Annotated in this window: 13 protein-coding genes; 6 read left to right on the plus strand and 7 right to left on the minus strand. The window is 72.9% G+C overall.

Annotation, left to right across the window (positions count from 1 at the left end; genetic code table 11):
* The first annotated feature begins 60 nt into the window (after window positions 1-60).
* Entirely contained in the window at window positions 61-834 is a 774-nt protein-coding gene (locus tag ACERM0_RS11805; protein WP_373678790.1) for a GAF domain-containing protein, read from the plus strand.
* A 4-nt stretch (window positions 835-838) separates the two neighbouring features.
* On the opposite strand, the gene ACERM0_RS11810 is transcribed toward ACERM0_RS11805, so the two are convergent.
* The 6 genes from ACERM0_RS11810 to ACERM0_RS11835 form a co-directional block, all read right to left on the minus strand.
* Entirely contained in the window at window positions 839-2,833 is a 1,995-nt protein-coding gene (locus ACERM0_RS11810) for an acyl-CoA dehydrogenase (RefSeq protein ID WP_373678791.1), read from the minus strand.
* Between the two features lies 1 nt (window position 2,834).
* Window positions 2,835-3,704, minus strand: a complete 870-nt coding sequence (locus tag ACERM0_RS11815) for a MaoC/PaaZ C-terminal domain-containing protein (protein ID WP_373678792.1) — start codon at window positions 3,702-3,704, stop codon at window positions 2,835-2,837.
* A gap of 3 nt (window positions 3,705-3,707) precedes the next feature.
* Window positions 3,708-5,051, minus strand: a complete 1,344-nt coding sequence (locus tag ACERM0_RS11820; protein ID WP_373678793.1) for a 3-oxoacyl-ACP reductase — start codon at window positions 5,049-5,051, stop codon at window positions 3,708-3,710.
* Window positions 5,052-5,122: 71 nt separating this feature from the next.
* Window positions 5,123-6,424: an acetyl-CoA C-acetyltransferase gene (locus ACERM0_RS11825; RefSeq protein WP_373678794.1), complete on the minus strand. Its 1,302-nt coding sequence runs from the start codon at window positions 6,422-6,424 to the stop codon at window positions 5,123-5,125.
* 246 nt (window positions 6,425-6,670) lie between these two features.
* Window positions 6,671-7,726 (minus strand): LacI family DNA-binding transcriptional regulator, encoded by a 1,056-nt coding sequence (locus tag ACERM0_RS11830; RefSeq protein ID WP_373678795.1) that lies wholly within the window; start codon window positions 7,724-7,726, stop codon window positions 6,671-6,673.
* The gene (locus ACERM0_RS11835) at window positions 7,723-9,102 is read right to left on the minus strand and encodes a GH1 family beta-glucosidase (protein WP_373678796.1); all 1,380 of its coding nucleotides are present in this window, start codon (window positions 9,100-9,102) and stop codon (window positions 7,723-7,725) included. Before ACERM0_RS11835 ends, ACERM0_RS11830 begins: the two co-directional genes overlap by 4 nt.
* A 366-nt stretch (window positions 9,103-9,468) precedes the next feature.
* Between ACERM0_RS11835 and ACERM0_RS11840 the strand changes: the two genes are divergently transcribed.
* From ACERM0_RS11840 to ACERM0_RS11860, 5 genes are all read left to right on the plus strand, one after another.
* The gene (locus ACERM0_RS11840) at window positions 9,469-10,815 is read left to right on the plus strand and encodes an ABC transporter substrate-binding protein (RefSeq protein WP_373678797.1); all 1,347 of its coding nucleotides are present in this window, start codon (window positions 9,469-9,471) and stop codon (window positions 10,813-10,815) included.
* Window positions 10,816-10,973: 158 nt separating this feature from the next.
* Window positions 10,974-12,122 carry a carbohydrate ABC transporter permease gene (locus tag ACERM0_RS11845; RefSeq protein WP_373678798.1) on the plus strand — a complete coding sequence of 383 codons (1,149 nt, stop codon included), beginning with the start codon at window positions 10,974-10,976 and terminating at the stop codon, window positions 12,120-12,122.
* Window positions 12,119-13,075 (plus strand): carbohydrate ABC transporter permease, encoded by a 957-nt coding sequence (locus tag ACERM0_RS11850; protein ID WP_373678799.1) that lies wholly within the window; start codon window positions 12,119-12,121, stop codon window positions 13,073-13,075. Before ACERM0_RS11845 ends, ACERM0_RS11850 begins: the two co-directional genes overlap by 4 nt.
* Window positions 13,072-13,638, plus strand: a complete 567-nt coding sequence (locus tag ACERM0_RS11855) for a hypothetical protein (protein ID WP_373678800.1) — start codon at window positions 13,072-13,074, stop codon at window positions 13,636-13,638. The genes ACERM0_RS11850 and ACERM0_RS11855 overlap by 4 nt, the downstream gene beginning before the upstream one ends.
* Window positions 13,635-14,447 carry an SGNH/GDSL hydrolase family protein gene (locus tag ACERM0_RS11860; RefSeq protein ID WP_373678801.1) on the plus strand — a complete coding sequence of 271 codons (813 nt, stop codon included), beginning with the start codon at window positions 13,635-13,637 and terminating at the stop codon, window positions 14,445-14,447. Before ACERM0_RS11855 ends, ACERM0_RS11860 begins: the two co-directional genes overlap by 4 nt.
* Before the next feature lie 63 nt (window positions 14,448-14,510).
* Here the strand turns inward: ACERM0_RS11860 and ACERM0_RS11865 are convergent, their stop codons facing one another.
* Window positions 14,511-16,607, minus strand: a complete 2,097-nt coding sequence (locus ACERM0_RS11865; protein ID WP_373678802.1) for an S-layer homology domain-containing protein — start codon at window positions 16,605-16,607, stop codon at window positions 14,511-14,513.
* Between the last annotated feature and the right edge of the window lie 69 nt (window positions 16,608-16,676).

A 16,676-nucleotide genomic window follows, 5' to 3' on the forward strand; every position in this document is an offset into this window, starting at 1 on the left:
CGGACCGGTGTCGGCCGGGCGCCGCCGTGGTGGTCGCCCGACATGCGAAGGAGTGACCCGGTGCCGGACGCCGCCGACCACGACGCCTCCTCGACCGAGCCGGTCGAGGACCACGTCGACCTGATCGACCGGCCCGACGCCGGCTACGCGTCCGCCCTGTCCCGACTGGGCGGGCTGCTCATCGACGAGGAGGACCTCGAGGTCGTCCTCCGCAACGTCGTCGAGGCCGTCCGGCTCGCCGTCCCCGGGCTGACCTCCGTCAGCGTCACCACGATCGACGAGGAAGGTGGCTACACGACCGCGGTCGCCAGTGATCCACGGGCACAGGCGGTCGACGAGCTGGAGTACGCCCAGAAGGAGGGCCCCTGTGTCGTCGCCCTGGAGACCGGCGAGGAACAGCTCGTCCGCGACGTCCGCAGCGACGACCGCTGGGCGGCCTTCAACGAGGCCGCCCTGGACAACGGCTTCCACGCCGTCGCCGGTATCCCGCTGCAGGCCAACGGTCACACCTACGGCGCGCTGAACCTGTTCGCCGCTGCCCCCGGCGGCATCGACGAGGACACGATGGCCCTGTGCCGGCGCCTGGCCACGCCTGTCGGCGCGGCGCTGGCGAATGCCCGCGCCTTCCGCACCTCCGATCGCCTCTCCCGCCAGCTGCAGCAGCGGCTGCACGACATCGCCGTGCTGCACCAGGCCGTCGGTGTGCTGATGGCCGACCGCGATTGTGACGCCCGCACGGCGGCCGCACTCCTCCAGCGCACCGCGGAGACCACCAACCGCAGCCTCCGCGACGTCGCCGAACAGCTGGTCGAGCGCGTGGCCGAGGGCGGCTGACGGGTCAGCCCGGCCCGGCGAGGGCCTCGGCGCGCAGGCGCTGCCGCTCGTGCTCGGCACCCAGGGCGATCGGGGCACCGATCGCCTCGTCGGGGATCGCGAACGCGTCGACCAGGGTCGGTGCGTACGGCCGCAGCTGCGTGCACAGCTCGTTGACCGCGGCGGTGATCGCCTTCGAGCGCTGGGCGTTGAAGCGGCCGTGCTCGAGGTACCAGCCGCGCTCGGCCTCGATGGTCGCCAGGGCGTGCAGGTCGCACAGGCGGTCCAGCAGCGCGGCGGCCGCGGGGTCCTCGCAGGACTCGACCGACGCGGCGAAGGCCTCCAGCACGACCCGGTCGATGTGGACCTGGGCTGCCAGCAGCACGTGGTCCTGGACCTCGTTGAAGACGTCGAAGGCGTCGCGCCCGGCGCCGATGCCGGCCTTCAGGCGACGGGCCACCCCGGCGATGACGTGCTGCTCGCGCCACGCGAACGTCTGTAGCTGCCAGGCCCGGTCGTGCAGGTCGGTGTCCTCGTCGCGGCTGACGATGCCGGTGATCGACTGCCACACCTGCCGGGCGGCGGTGCGCTCGACGACCGTCTCCACGACCTGGTCGGCGACGAAACGCGCCATCCCGAAGGTGTCGAGGGACCCGAACTCCTCGCGGTAGTCGGTGAGCAGACCCTTGGCGACGAGCTGGAGCAGGACGGTGTTGTCGCCCTCGAAGGTGGTGAAGATGTCGGTGTCGGCCTTCAGCTCGGTGAGCCGGTTCTCCGACAGGTAGCCGTTGCCGCCGCACGCCTCGCGACTGACCTGGATGGCGTTGGTCGCGTGCCAGGTCGTGGCCGTCTTGATCGCCGCGGCCCGGGCCTCCAGCTCCTGCCGGTCGGGCAGCTCCTCGGCGTTGAGGTCGTCGGTGAACGACTCGTGCAGCTGTCCGATGAGCTCGCGCTGGGCGGCGTGGAGCGCATACGTCTTCGCCAGCAGCGGCAGCAGGCGGCGCTGGTGCTGGCGGAAGTCGAACAGCACGACCTCGCGGTCGCTGTCGGGGGCCTTGAACTGGCGCCGCACGCCGGCGTAGCGCACGGCGATCGTCAGCGCCGTCTTGGCCGCCGACAGGGCCGAACCGGACACGCTGGCCCGTCCCGTCACGAGCGTGCCGAGCATGGTGAAGAACCGGCGGGTGGGGTTCTGGATGGGGCTGTGGTAGCCGCCGTCCTCGTCGACCCGGCCGAAGCGGTCCAGCAGGTTCTCGCGGGGCACGCGCACGTGGTCGAACGCGAGCCGGCCGTTGTCGACCCCGTTGAGGCCGCCCTTGTGGCCACAGTCCTCGATGGTGACGCCGGGCAGCGCCTGGCCGTCCTCGTCGCGGATCGGCACGAGGAAGCAGTGCACGCCGTGCGACTCGTCGCCGGTGACCAGCTGGGCGAAGACGGCCGCCATCCGCCCGTCGCGGGCGGCGTTGCCGATGTAGTCCTTGCGCGCGTCCTCGTCCGGGGTGTGGATCACCCACTCCTGGGCGTCGACGTCGAAGGTCGCGGTGGTCCTGAGCGACTGCACGTCCGAGCCGTGGCCCGTCTCCGTCATCGCGAAGCAGCCGGGCAGGTCGAGGTTGATCACGTCCGGCAGGTAGCGGGTGCGGTGGTCCTCGTTGCCGAGGTTGAGGATCGCGCCGCCGAACAACCCCCACTGCACGCCGGCCTTGACCAGCAGCGACAGGTCGCCGTGGGCCAGCGTCTCGAACGCGGTCAGCGACCCGCCGAGGTCGCCGCCACCGCCGTAGGTCTCCGGGAAGAGCAGCCGCGGACCGTCGGTCTTGGCGAGGTACTGCGCCTGCTCGAGCGTGCGGGCACGGTGCTCCTCGACCGACAGCCCCTGCCGCGGGTGCAGCAGCGGGTGACGGAGCTCTTCGCGGGTGCGGTCGCGTACCTCGGCCCAGCGGCCGTCGAGGTGGCGCTGCACCCGGACGGGGTCCACGCCGTCACCGGGCAACGGCGGCAGATCGGTGGTGGCACTCACGTCAGCCCTTTTCGCGGTCGAGGGTGCCGGTCAGGTGCAGACGGGCACCCGACCGGTCGTGCAGGGAGAACCGCCAGCCGGCGCGGGTGCGGGCGGTCCGCAGCCGCACCACGGAGGGCAGTGGCACGGGCTGCTTGAACGCCACCTCCAGGTCGGCCGTGCCGCGCAGGTGCTCGTCCACGGCGGCGACGCACCGGGCGGCGGTCCACATGCCGTGGGCGATCGGCCGCGGGAAGCCGGCGAGCCGGGCCGTCAGCGGGTGCAGGTGGATCGGGTTGCGGTCGCCGGAGACGGCGCCGTAGCGGCGTCCGAGGTCGGCCGGCAGCCGCAGCGTCGCGCTGGACGCATCCGCCTGCGCCGCCTCGTGGTCGCGTCCGCCGGACGAGCCGGCGCCGTCCCCGGCGCGCTCACGGCGCAGGTAGGTGCTGGTGCCGGTCCACACGCTCGCGCCGTCGCGGGCGATGTCGGTCACGACGTCGAACTGGCGGCCGCGACGGTGCTGTCGCAGGTCGCCGGCCGTCACGCGCACGTCCAGGCGATCGCCCACCCGGATCGACGCGGACTGTCGCACGCGCTGGGCGACGTGGACGAGCCCCGGCAGCGGGAACGGGAAGTCACCGGCCGCCATCAGGTGCACCGACAGCGGGAAGCCGAGCAGGTGCGGGTAGGTGACTGGCACCTCGTCGGCCAGCCGGAAGCCGCAGACGTCCGCGTAGTCGGCGACGTGGTCGGCGCGGACCTCGACGTCGGCGACCTCGACGGCCCGGTCGGGCAGCGCGTCGGGCCGACCGCGCGGGTCGACCAGCGAGCCGAGCGTGCGTGCGTAGAGCCGGCCGAGGTTCGGCAGACCGGGGAGTTCGACGACGGCCATCGCTCAGGCCCCCATCAGGGCCTGGCCGCACACGCGCACGACCTGCCCGTTGACGGCGCCGGACCGGGGATCGGCCAGCCAGGACACCGTCTCCGCGACATCGACCGGGCGCCCGCCCTGGCCGAGGCTGCTCAGGCGCCGGCCCGCCTCGCGCACGCCGATGGGCATGCTGGCGGTCATGGCGGTCTCGATGAAGCCCGGGGCGACCGCGTTGATCGTGGCCTGCCGGCCGGCCAGTTCGCCCGCCAGCGCCTCCACCCGGCCGATCACGCCGGCCTTGCTGGTGGCGTAGTTGGTCTGCCCACGGTTGCCGGCGACGCCGCCGATCGAGGACACCCCGACGATGCGCCCGTGGGGACGCAGCAGATCGGCGTCGAGCAACGCCTCGTCGAGCCGCTCCTGGCTCGACAGGTTCACCGCCAGCACGGCGTCCCAGCGCGCGTCGTCCATGCCCGCCAGCGTCTTGTCACGGGTGATGCCGGCGTTGTGGACGACCACGTCGACGCCGCCGTGGCGCTCACGGAGATGGTCCACCAACGTCGCCGGGGCGCTCTCCGCGGTGACGTCGAGGTGCAGCGTGCTGCCGCCGACGTGGTTGGCGACGCGCGCCAGCGCCTCGCCCTGCGCCGGGACGTCCGCGCACACGACGTGGGCACCGTCGCGCGCCAGCACCGCCGCCATCGACGCGCCGATGCCCTGGGCGGCGCCGGTGACGACGGCGACCCGGCCGGCGTGCGGGGCGGCCGCGTCCGCGATCTCCGGCACCGGCTCGTCGGTCGGGCGCAGCGTCACCACCTGTCCGTCGACGAACGCGGAGCGCGCCGACAGCAGGAACGCCAGGGTGGAGGCGGCCCGGTCCTCGGCGCCCTCGGCGACGCGCAGCAGGTTGCACGTGGCGCCCTGACGCATCTCCTTGGCGAGCGAGCGGGTGAACCCCTCGATGGCGCGCTGGGCGGTGCGCTGGCGGACGCTGCCCTCGTCGGTCGCGCCGGCCAGCACCAGCAGCCTCGCGCTCGGGCCGGTTCGCCGGACGACCGGGGCGTAGAACTCGTACAGCTCCCGCAGCCGGCTGCTGTCGTCCAGGCCGGTAGCGTCGAACACGACCGCCCCGTAGGGGTTGGCCGAGTCGTCGACGGTGCGCCGCACGTCGGCGCCGCCGGCTTCGAGCACCTCCACGGCGGCGTCGAGCAGCCGGCCGCCCTTGGCCGCGCCCACCAGCGCCAGGCCCTCGATCAGCGGCTGGCCCGGCTCGTGGCGGCGCAGCGGTTCGGGGACGGGCAGGCTGAGGGCGTCGGCGACCTGACGGCCGAGCGACGAGGTCACGAGCTGCTGGTAACGGTCGGGCACGGCGATTCCTTGTCGCGAAGGGGGTGCACTGGCGGGCGGGCCGGCGGTGGCGCCACCGCCGGCCGCTTCGGTCACTTCTCCAGGATGGCGACGACGCCGTTGCCGCCGGCGGCGCAGATGGAGATCAGGGCCCGGCCGCCGCCCCGCTCGTGGAGCAGCTTCGCGGCGGTGGCGACGATGCGGCCGCCGGTGGCCGCGAAGGGGTGGCCGGCGGCCAGCGACGAGCCGGTCACGTTGAGCTTGTCGCGGTCGATGGCGCCCAGCGGCGCGTCCAGGCCGAGCCGCTCCTTGCAGAAGCGCTCGTCCTCCCACGCGGCCAGCGTCGCCAGCACGGTGGAGGCGAAGGCCTCGTGGATCTCGTAGACGTCGAAGTCCTGCAACGTGAGCCCGGCGTCCTCGAGCAGCCGCGGGACGGCGTACACCGGAGCCATGAGCAGGCCCTCGGGCGGGCTGCCGTCCTCGCCGCCGTGGACGTAGTCGACCGCCGCGGTACGCGCGTGGGTGAGGTGTGCCAGCACGGGCAGGCCACGCTGCTGCGCCCACTCGTCGGAGCCCAACAGCACCGTGGACGCGCCGTCCGACAGCGGCGTCGAGTTGCCCGCGGTCATGGTCGCGTCGTCGCCGAAGGTGCCGACACCGAACACGGGCTTCAGCTTCGCGAGCTTCTCCAGCGAGGTGTCGGGGCGCAGGTTCTGGTCGCGCTGCAGACCCAGGAACGGCGTCACGAGGTCGTCGAGGAAGCCGCGCTCGTAGGCGGCGGCGAGGTGGTGGTGGCTCGCGACGGCCAGCGCGTCCTGCGACTCGCGGTCGATCTCCCACGCGGCGGCGGTGACGGCGGCGTGCTCGCCCATCGACAACCCCGTGCGGGGCTCGGCGTTGCGCGGCTGCTCCGGCACCAGCTGCCCGGGCCGGAGGCGGGCGACCAGCTTGAGGCGCTCGGCGGTCGAGCGTGCGGCGTTCAGGTCGAGCAGCAGCCGGCGCAGCCGGTCGTTCAAGGCCAGCGGCGCGTCGCTGGTGGTGTCCGTGCCGCCCGCGATGCCCCAGTCGATCTGGCCAAGGGCGATCTTGTTGGCCACGCCGATCACCGTCTCCAGCCCCGTGCCGCACGCCATCTGGACGTCATGGGCGGGGGTGGCGTGGTCGAGGGCCGAGCCGAGCACCACCTCGCGGGTCAGGTTGAAGTCGCGGCTGTGCTTGAGCACCGCACCCGCCACCACCTCGCCGGGCCGCTCGCCGCGCAGCCCGAAGCGGGCCACGAGTCCGTCCAGGGCGGCGCCGAGCAGGTCGGCGTTGCTCGCGCGGGCATAGGGCCCGTGCTGGCGGGCGAAGGGCGTGCGGTTGCCGCCGAGGATCGCTGCGGGACGCGCCTCCATGGGTGACCTTTCGTGTTCGCCGACCCGGGGACACATGTGACACCGGACGATGTCACGCCGTTCGACGTCGAGGACGTCCAACGACTGGTCGCCCCGGTGGTGACGCGGTCGGGTGACCGCGAACTGCAGCAAGCGTTCCGGCGAACCGGCGGAAGCGCCAGGGTGCGCCACGGGCGAGCGGACCCCTTCCATTCTCGACGTCAGCGTCAGATCCGGTGGTGTCGCGACCGTGAGCGGCGGGTGCGGTCAGGCGGAGTCGCGGACGATGAGCGTCGTCGGCAGCACGACGTGGCGAGGTGCCTCCTCCCCCGCCAGGCGCGCCAGCAGCAGGTCCACCATCCGTGCGCCCAGTTCCTCGACGGGCTGTCGCACGGTCGTCAGTGGCGGCTGGGCGGAGCGAGCGACGACCGAGTCGTCGAAGCCCACGACGGCGACGTCACCGGGTACCCGACGGCCGGCCGTGCTCAGCACCTGCAGTGCGCCGAGGGCGGCGAGGTCGGAGGCGGCGACCACGCCGTCGACGTCGGGCGCCGCGGCCAGCAGCCGCGCCATGGCGGCGGCGCCACCCTCGCGGGTGAAGTCCCCGGTCGTCTCGAGCTCGGCGGCCACGGGCAGGCCTCGGGCGACGTGGGCGTCGTGGTAGCCCGCGAGCCGGTCACGGCCGGCCACCATGTCGAGCGGCCCGGTCAGGATCCCGACGCGCCGGCGGCCCGCGGCCAGCAGGTACTCGGTGGCCACCGCCGCGCCGCCGCGGTTGTCGGCGTCGACCCAGGACACCTCGAGGTCCTCGACGTTGGGGCGGCCGCCCAGCACGATCGGCAGACCGGCGGCGTGGAGATCGCCGGCGAGCGGATCGTCCACGTGCAGGGACAACAGCAGGGCACCGTCGGCGTGCCCGCCGAGCAGGAAGCGCTCGACGCGCCGGCGCGCGTGCTCGCCGTCGGGGTCGTGCGCCGGGTCGGCGGCGGCCAGGAGCAGCGCCAGTTGCAGGTCCGTGCGGGCGATCGCCCGGCTGACCCCGCGGACGACCGCCCCGAAGAACGGTTCGTCGAACACGCGCGACTCCGGCTCGCGCACGACCAGCGCCACCGTGCCGGTCCGGCGCGTCGCCAGCGAGCGGGCGGCCTGGTTCGGCACGTAGCCGAGGCGTGCGACGGCCGCTTCGACGGCGCGTCGCGCGGACGGCGACACGCGCGGGTTGCCGGTGACGACGCGGCTGACGGTCGACCGGGAGACGCCGGCAGCACGCGCGACCGCCTCGAGGGTCGGCGCCCCCGGCCGCGGCGTCCCGCCGGAGCTCACCCCACCGCCCCGGCGCGGTCGGCGAGCAGGGCGCGGTACCAGTGCGCCGACGCCTTCGGTGTGCGCCGCAAGGTGGCGCGGTCGACGTGCACGATGCCGAAGGTCGGCGCGTAGCCCTCGGCCCACTCGAAGTTGTCGAGCAGGGTCCACACGTAGAAGCCGCGCAGGTCCGCGCCGGCCTCGCCCGCCCGCGCGAACGCCTCGAGGTGGCCGTCGAGGTAGGCGATGCGGTCCTGGTCGTCCACCTCGCCGCCGTCGCGGACCGGGTCCGGGAAGGCACCGCCGGTCTCGGTGACGGCCAGCGGTACCGCGTAGTCGGTGTGCAGGCGCGTGAGCAGGTCGAACAGGCCGCTGGCGTCGATGCTCCAGCCGAGGGCGCTGGCCGGGGCCGGACCGGGCACCTCGACGAGGTGGTCCTGCCCGGGTCCGGCGGGCGCCGGACCGGTGTGGCCGCTGGTGCGGGCGCCGACGTAGAGCGGCGTGTAGTAGTTGACGCCCAGCAGGTCGACGGGAGCGGCGATCTCCTGCAGGTCGCCCTCACGGTGCAGGGTCGCGAGATCGGCGATCGGGTCCCAGGCCGCCAGCACGTCGTCGGGGTAGGCCGCGCGGAACAGCGGATCGGTCCAGACGCGGTTGCGCAGGCCGTCGGCGAGTTCTACGGCTGCCCGGTCGTCGGCGGCGTCGGACGCCGGACGCACCGGGGCGGGGTTCAGGACGATGCCGACCTGGGCGCCCGCGCCCAGCGTCTCGCGCAGGACCCGGCTCGCGCGCCCGTGGGCCAGCAGCAGATGGTGCGCGGCCGCCACGGCGCGGCGTGGGTCGCGCACGCCGGGAGCATGGACGCCGAGGTCATAGCCCAGGAACGCCGAGCACCAGGGCTCGTTGAGCGTGCTCCAGTCGCGGACCCGGTCACCGAGGTGTTCGGCCACGACCCGGGCGTAGCGGGCGAAGGCGTCGACGACCTCCCGTCGTTCCCAGCCGCCGGCGTCCTCCAGCACCTGGGGCAGGTCCCAGTGGTAGAGGGTCGCCAGCGGCCGGATGCCGCGCGCGAGCAGACCGTCGACGAGGCGGTCGTAGAAGGCCAGTCCGCGCGCCTCCACCTCCCGACCGTCAGGCAGGACGCGGGGCCAGGCGATCGAGAACCGGTAGCTGTCCACGCCGAGCCACGCGAGCAGGTCGAGGTCCTCCTCGAAGCGGTGGTAGTGGTCGCAGGCCACGTCGCCGGTCTCGCCACCGGCCACCGCGCCGGGCGTGTGGCTGAACGTGTCCCAGATGGACGGGGCGCGGCCGTCGACGTCGACCGCCCCCTCGATCTGGTAGCTGGACGTCGCCACGCCGTAGGTGACGGCTGGCAGCCGGTCCGCGGAGACGACCATGTGGGGCTCCTGCTCCGGCGGTGGGCAGAGGATGCTTCGCGGGCGTCGCGCCCAGCGAGGCGGGGAAGGACACCGAACGCCCCCACGGTGACGGGCGGCCGTCGCGCCGGCCGCGCGTCGTGGGAGCGCTCCCACAGCATCCGGATCCCGGCCAGCATTGTCAACGCCGTGAGCGCCGCCCACCGGCAGCCGCGCGGTTGGCCGGGCTTTTGTCCCGAACCTGGCACGCCGTGGTCCCGAATGACCTACGGTGGCGATCGTAGGTCGGCTCCCGCGCCGCTCTACCGCCTGCCCGCTCGAGGGAGAGCGAGCGGTGAAACGTCCAGGGGCGTCGCGCGCCGGCGCCACGGAAGAAGGCTCACACGAATGCGTCACACGAAGAGGTTGGTCGCGGCGATGGCCGCCGCCGCGCTCGCGTTGACCGCCTGCGGTAACGGTGATGACGGGGACACCGCCGCGCCGGAGGGCGAGGGCGGCACCGCCGAGGGCGGCGAGGGCGACAGCGACATCAGCGGCGAGGAGGTGTCCGTCTTCGGTGCACCGACGAGCGTCGAGGGCGACGCCATCAACGCCGTGATCCAGGAGTACTTCAACGAGCCCACGGGCGCGAACGCGTTCTACGAGGGCTCGGACAGCTTCGAGTCGCAGGTGCAGATCCGCATCGACGGTGGCAACCCGCCGGACATCGCGATCTACCCGCAGCCCGGCGCCGTCGTCGACCAGGCCGAGCAGGGCAACGCCATCTCGCTCGAGTCGATGGGCTTCGACATCGCGGAGCTCGAGGAGCGCTTCGGCGAGTACCTGATCTCGCTCGGCGAGTACGAGGGCGAGCACTACGGCATCCCGACCAACGTCAACTACAAGTCGCTCATCTGGTACAACATTCCGGTCTTCGAGGCCCAGGGCTACGAGATCCCGGAGACCTACGAGGACCTGGTCGCCCTCTCCGAGCAGATGGTCGCCGACGGCTACACCCCGTGGGCGATCGGGACCGGCTCCGACGACGCCACCGGCTGGCCCGCGACCGACTGGATGGAGGACATCGTCCTGCGCCAGGCGGGGCCGGACACCTACGACGGCTGGGTCAGCAACGAGGTGCCGTTCGACGACCCCGCCATCGTGGAGGCTGCCGAGACCTTCGACCAGATCCTCGACGGCGAGGGCTTCGTCGCGGGTGGCAAGTCGGCGATCCCGGACATCGACTTCCGCGACGCCCCCGACGGGATCATCGGTGACGAACCGCAGGCCCTGATGCACCGGCAGGCGTCGTTCATCGTCAACTTCTTCCCCGAGGGCGCGGAGTTCGGGACCGACTACGGCGTGTTCCCGTTCCCGACCATCGACGGCAACGACGGCGCGCTGATCGCCGGTGAGCTCGCGACCGTGTTCAACGACACACCGGCGGTCCGCGAATTCATCCGGGTCTTCACGGACACGGACGCGCAGTGCGCCCAGGGCACCTTCGAGGGCGTCGCCCGGATCTCGCCGAACGTCAACACGACGGCCGAGTGCTACGACGACGAGGTCGTGGCGACCTCGGCGGAGAACGTGCTGACCGCGCTGCGTGAGGGCACGGCTCGCTTCGACGCGTCGGACCTGATGCCGCCGCAGGTGGGCTCGGGCTCCTTCTGGACCGCCATGAACGAGTGGATGCGGGGCGGCGACATCAACGCCCTGCTGACCGACGTCCAGAACAGCTGGCCGGCCGAGTAACGACCGGCTCGTGGATCACGACACGGGGGGCGTCGGCAGGCGCCCCCCGTGTTCGTGTCGGTAGCGCACGGACCAGCGCACCAGCGGGGAAACGCCGGCCGAGCCACCCCGGACTCGCTAGCGTTCGCCGGTAGGCGCGCACGACTGGGAGAGTTGCTGTGACGACCACCCCTCCTCCTCCCACCACCCAGCTCGAGGACGAGCAGACCGCCGCGGCCACGAGACTGCCGCCGGCCGGTCGCGCCGATCCGACCAAGCTCGCCATCAGCCTCGGACTGCTACTGCTCACGGCCGTCGTGTCACTGGCCGCGTTCGAGTGGATGCGCAACACGCGGGCGAGCACGGCGCTCGTCGTCGTGGTGGCCCTGGCCATCGGCGTGCTGGGCGTCTTCGCCTTCTACCTCCTGCTCGACCGCACGACGGACGCGCTGCCGCTGCGCATGCAGGAGACGGTGCGGCCCTGGGTCTTCGTCGGCCCGGCACTCGTGCTGTTGACGGTGTTCCTGCTCTACCCCGCGATCCGGACCATCCTGCTGGGCTTCCAGGACGCCAACGGCACCGCGTGGGTGGGGGCCGACAACTTCGTCAACATCTGGCGCGACGACTCGCTGCGTCGCTCGGTCATCAACACGCTGGCCTGGATGATCATCGTCCCGGCGCTCGCCGTCGGCATCGGCCTGGTCTTCGCCGTCCTCGCCGACCGCCTGCGGCGAGGCGAATCGGTGGCCAAGTCGCTGATCTTCCTGCCGATGGCGATCTCGTTCGTCGGCGCCAGCGTCGTCTGGGCGTTCATCTACGACTACCAGGTGTTCGGTAACCAGACCGGCCTGCTCAACGGGATCATGGTCGCGCTCGGCCAGGACCCGGTGTCGTGGACCGGCGACTTCTACCCCTGGAACAACTTCTTCCTGATGGTCGTCATGGTCTGGATGCAGACCGGATTCGCCATGGTGATCCTGTCGGCGGCCATCAAGGGCGTGCCCGAGGACATCCTGGAGGCGGCGCGCATCGACGGCGCCACGGAATTCCAGGTCTTCCGACGCATCACCGTGCCGTCCATCATGTCGGCCATCGTGGTCGTGACCACCACGATGATCATCAACGTGCTGAAGATCTTCGACATCGTCTTCGTCATGACGGGCGGCCGCGACGGCACCGAGGTCATCGCCGAACGCATGATCCGGTGGTTCTTCAACTTCCGGAACCAGGGACAGGGGGCGGCCATCGCGACCATGCTCTTCGTGCTCGTCCTGCCGGTGATGATCTGGAACGTCAAGCGCTTCCGCGAGGAGGAGGAGATCCGATGAGCACCGCCACCGCGACTCCTGCCCCGGAGGCTCCGGCCCCGACCACGACCACCGGCAACGGCCGTGCTCCCGGCGGGGGCAGTGGCTGGTTCGTCCGCATCGCCGTGATCGGGATCGTGACGCTCTGGCTGATCCCGACGGTCGGCCTGTTCATCTCCTCGTTCCGGACCCGGACGTTCATCGAGTCCGAGGGCTGGTGGACGGCGTTCGTGCGGCCCTTCGCCGAGGGCCAGTGGACGCTGGACAACTACGCCACCGTGCTCGGTCAGTCGCGCGGCTTCGGCAACGCCTTCATCAACAGCCTGGCCGTCACGATCCCGTCGACGGTCATCCCGATCACGATCGCCATGTTCGCGGCGTACGCCTTCTCGTGGATGCACTTCCGCGGGCGCTACCTGCTCTTCGTCGGCGTGGTGGCGCTGATCGCCGTCCCGCTGCACGTGGCCCTGATCCCGATCCTGCGGCTGTACCAGCAGGGCATGGAGCTCTTCGGGATCACCATCTTCCCCGCCCTGCAACTGCAGGGCACCTTCCCGGCCATGTGGCTGGCGCATACGGGCTTCGGTCTGCCGCTGGCGATCTACCTGCTGCGCAACTACGTCGGGTCGCTGCCCTCGTCGATCATCGAGTCCGCGCGGGTCGACGGCGCCTCGCACATGCAGACGTTCACCCGACTGGTCGTCCCGCTGTCGGTCCCCGCGATCGCGGCGTTCGCCACGCTGCAGTTCCTGTGGGTCTGGAACGACCTGCTGGTCGCGCTCGTGTTCCTCGGCGGTACGCCCGACGTCCGGGTGCTGCAGATCGCGCTGGCCGACCTGCAGGGCGCGTTCGGCCAGAACCGGCACATCCTGCCGGCGGCGGCGTTCGTCACGATGGGTCTGCCGATGGTGGTGTTCTTCGCCCTCCAGCGCTTCTTCGTCCGCGGGCTGACGGCGGGTGCGGTGAAGGGATGACGTTCCTCCCCCGGTTCGAGGGGGACGACGGCTCGGGCCGGCTGTTCAGCAGCCGGCCCCTGTCCTCCCGGGGGCGCTGGCTGGCCATCCTCGCGGCCAGTGCCGTGCTCCAGGTCGCCTACTGGCCCATCATCTTCGCGCTGGGCGCGTCCCATGCCGGCGATCCCGTGCCGGTCGAGCTGCTGCTGTTCGGGCTCGCCTTCGTCCCGGCCTCGTTCCTCGTGCTCGCCTTCACCTCGCGGCACCGCCGGGCACCCGGCGCGGTGTTGCGGGCGATGGGGCTGTTCCTGCTCGTCGGGCTACCGGTGGCGCTGCTCAATCCGGTGGTCGGTCTGGTCGCCGGGTTCGGCGCCGGCGGCATCGCCACGCTGCGCGCCCCGAGCGACAGCCGGCTGCGCCCACGCGCGATCGCGGTCGCCGCCGCCTCGGTCTACGCCCTGGCGCTGCTGACGGTGGGGCCTGACGAGTTGTTCGCGCTGCTCAGCGCCGCCGCACTGCCGTTCGCCGTCGTGGGCATCGCCGACGAGATCACGGTCGGGCGCCGCGGTGGCGGCGTCGCATGACGTCACCGCACGGTCCGGGCGCGGAGGCCGGTCGGGTGCGCTGGCGCCGCTACGTCGCGGTTGGCGACAGCACCACGGAGGGCATGGACGACCCCGACGGGGCGGGCGGCTACCGCGGCTGGGCGGACCGCTTCGCCGAGCACGTCGACCGCGCCCAGGGCGGCGGGCTCGAGTACGCCAACCTCGCCGTGCGCGGGCGCACCACGGCGGCGATCCGTGCCGAGCAGCTGCTGCCCGCGCTCGCGCTGGAACCGGACCTCGTCACGGTCGTCTCCGGCATGAACGACCTGCTGCGCCCGTCGTTCGACCTGCGCGGTGTCGTCCGTGACCTGCACGTGATGCAGGCCGCGTTCGTCCACGAAGGGGCGACGGTGCTGAGCTTCACGCTGCCGGACCTGTCCCCGGTGCTGCCGCTGGCGCGGCCGCTGGACGGGCGGCTGCGGGCCCTCAACGACGGCATCCGGCGCGCCTGCGAGCGTTCCGGCGCCCGGCTGCTGGATCTCGCGGCCCATCCGGTGGCCAGCGATCCGCGGCTGTGGAGCGAGGACCGGCTCCACGCCAACAGCGCCGGCCACGAGCGCATCGCGGACGCGCTCGCCCACCGGCTCGGCCTGCCCGGTGCCCGCGACGACTGGACCGAGCCGCTCCCACCGGCCCCGGCGCGCCGCCGCTCCGAGCTCGCCGCGGCGGAGCTGGCCTGGGCACGCACGCACCTCGGCCCGTGGCTGTACCGGCGCCTGCGTGGCCGGTCGTCCGGTGACGGGGTCAGCGCCAAGCGGCCGGTGCCTCGGCCCGTCTCCCCCCGCTGACCGGACGTCGCGACCCCCCGCGGCCGGGGGACGTCTCCGGGTGCGACGGGCATCGACGAGCGGTCAGTCCAGCTGCGCGAGCGCCCGGTCCAGCACGCTGGCCACCTGCGCGCGGGTGAGGGAGGCCGAAGGACGGAACGTGCCGTCGCGGTGTCCGGTGAGGACGAGCGACTTCGCCAGCATCGTGACGGCGTCCTGATGGATGTTGTCACGCAGGTCGGGGAAGAGCTCCGTCGCGTCCGGCGGCATGTCCATGGCCCGCACGATGATCGCGGCGGTCTGGTCGCGGCGAACCGGCTGCCCCGGCCGGAACGAACCGTCCGAGAAGCCCTGGACGAGTCCGGCGGCGACCGCCGCATCGATCGTCGCGGCGTGCGGCGAGTCCAACGGCACGTCCGGGAAGCGTTGGACCGGCCGGTCGGGAAGCTCGATCTGGAGCCCGCGTACGAGCAGGCTGGCGAGCTGGGCTCGGGTGACGGGGCGCGCCGGCCGGTAGGTGCCGTCCGGGTGGCCGCCGATCACGCCTCGCCGCGCCAGTCGCTCGATGGCCTCGCCGTGCACGGCGCCCGGGTCGACGTCCGCGAACCTGACCGCGGGCCCGTCGACCGGTGCTCGGCGCGACACCGGTCGCGGCGCGTCCGAGCGATAGCGGATCTCACCGCGGGCGGCCGGCTGCACGAATACCTCGAAGCGGGAGTAGCACCGCTGTTCGAACCGCAGCGCCAGCGACTCGATCGGCGTCTCGAGGTCATGGGGGCCGTCGCCGTCCGGCCCTGGCCGCGGCGCCCCGAGCTCGATGTCGTCGATGATGAACCAGCCGGACGCGACGCTGCCGCAGCCCCGCCCGTTGCCGCGCCATTGAAGGCCGCCGTCGACGGCGTTGCGGCCGTGGGTCAGCCGGCCGTAGTAGCCCGGCCGGACCTCATCGAGGCCGCGCGGGAGCATGAACGAGCCGGACCAGGTGTCGCCGGCCTCGCCGAACGGCGGCTGCACCATGACGTTCAGCACCAGACGCGTCGAGGGTTGCCGTGGCTGCTCGGCCAGCCAGACCCGCAGGTCGCCGTCCGTTTCGGTCCACGCACCGTCGGTGTCCTCACCGACCCAGGAACCGGGCTGCCCCTGCACCAGCACGTAGGTGTCCGAGTCGGGGACCGCGGCGGCCGGCGGTGCCCAGCGTGGGCCGGGTGACGGGCGCGGGTTGTTCGCCGCCGGCAGCACGTCGCGGTGGTCGTAGCGCACGGCTCCGCGCAGCGGCGGTGCGCCGAGGTCGTTGCAGCGCTGCTCGAAGCGCAGCGCCAGTTGTCGGATCCGGCCGTCGGAGCCGCGTTCGAGCTCGTCGATGGCGAACCAGCCCGTGCCGGCGCTGCAACCGCGCGCCTCACCGTCCCATCTGAATGGCGAGGTCGCCGCCGTGAACGGCCCGTAGAAGCCCACCCGCAGCGGGCCGAGCCCCGGTTGGATGAACTGGCTCGACCAGCGCTGGTCCCCGTGCACCGCGATCTGGACGTTCGAGCCCAGGTCGCCTTCCTCCAGCCGGATGCCGGCCGTGGTCTGGTCGTACGCGCGACGACGACCCTGACCGACGAAGTCGCCGGGCTCGCTGGCCAGCTCGACCCACGTCCCCCCGCTGGTCCGTGACGGCCGCCACAGGTCCCTCGATGGCGGCGGAGCGGGCAGGCCGGCCGCTTCCGCGGCGTAGTCGACCTGGCCTCGCAGCGCACCTTCGTCGCAGGCCACGTCGAACGAGGCGCGGAAGCGCTCGACCCGGCCGTCGGTCATGACCAGCTCGTGGACCTCGACCCCGCTGGTGGTGGCGCAGAAGAAGAAGCCACTCACCCCGACGTGCGCGGCGGGGGGGCGGCCGGAGAAGGTCGTCGAGGCATCGTCGGCCAGCGCCACGCCGGCCTCGAGCGTCGCGTCGATGGTCAGGCGGTGGTCGCCTTGCACGTTCAGCACGAACACGCCGTCTCGGGGCCCGGCCTCGAAGGCGGCCGTCGACGCGTCGTAGGTGCGGGCGATGCCGCCCTCGATCCGGAAACTCGCCGTCGCCGGTGAGCCGGCGGACACGGCAGCCTTCCCGGCGTCGACGCCCGACGCCGCCGCGGCCGGCAGGACGAGCGCGAGCGCCACGCCGGCCGTGAACCACTTTCGCCACCCCACGTGGGCCCCCGTCGTCCTCGATGCGCGGAACTCTGCCGAGGCCCCGGCCGGCCGGACCCCGTCCGTGCG

The organism is Egicoccus sp. AB-alg2 (genome assembly GCF_041821065.1).
In the GTDB taxonomy this organism is placed as follows: Bacteria; Actinomycetota; Nitriliruptoria; order Nitriliruptorales; family Nitriliruptoraceae; genus Egicoccus.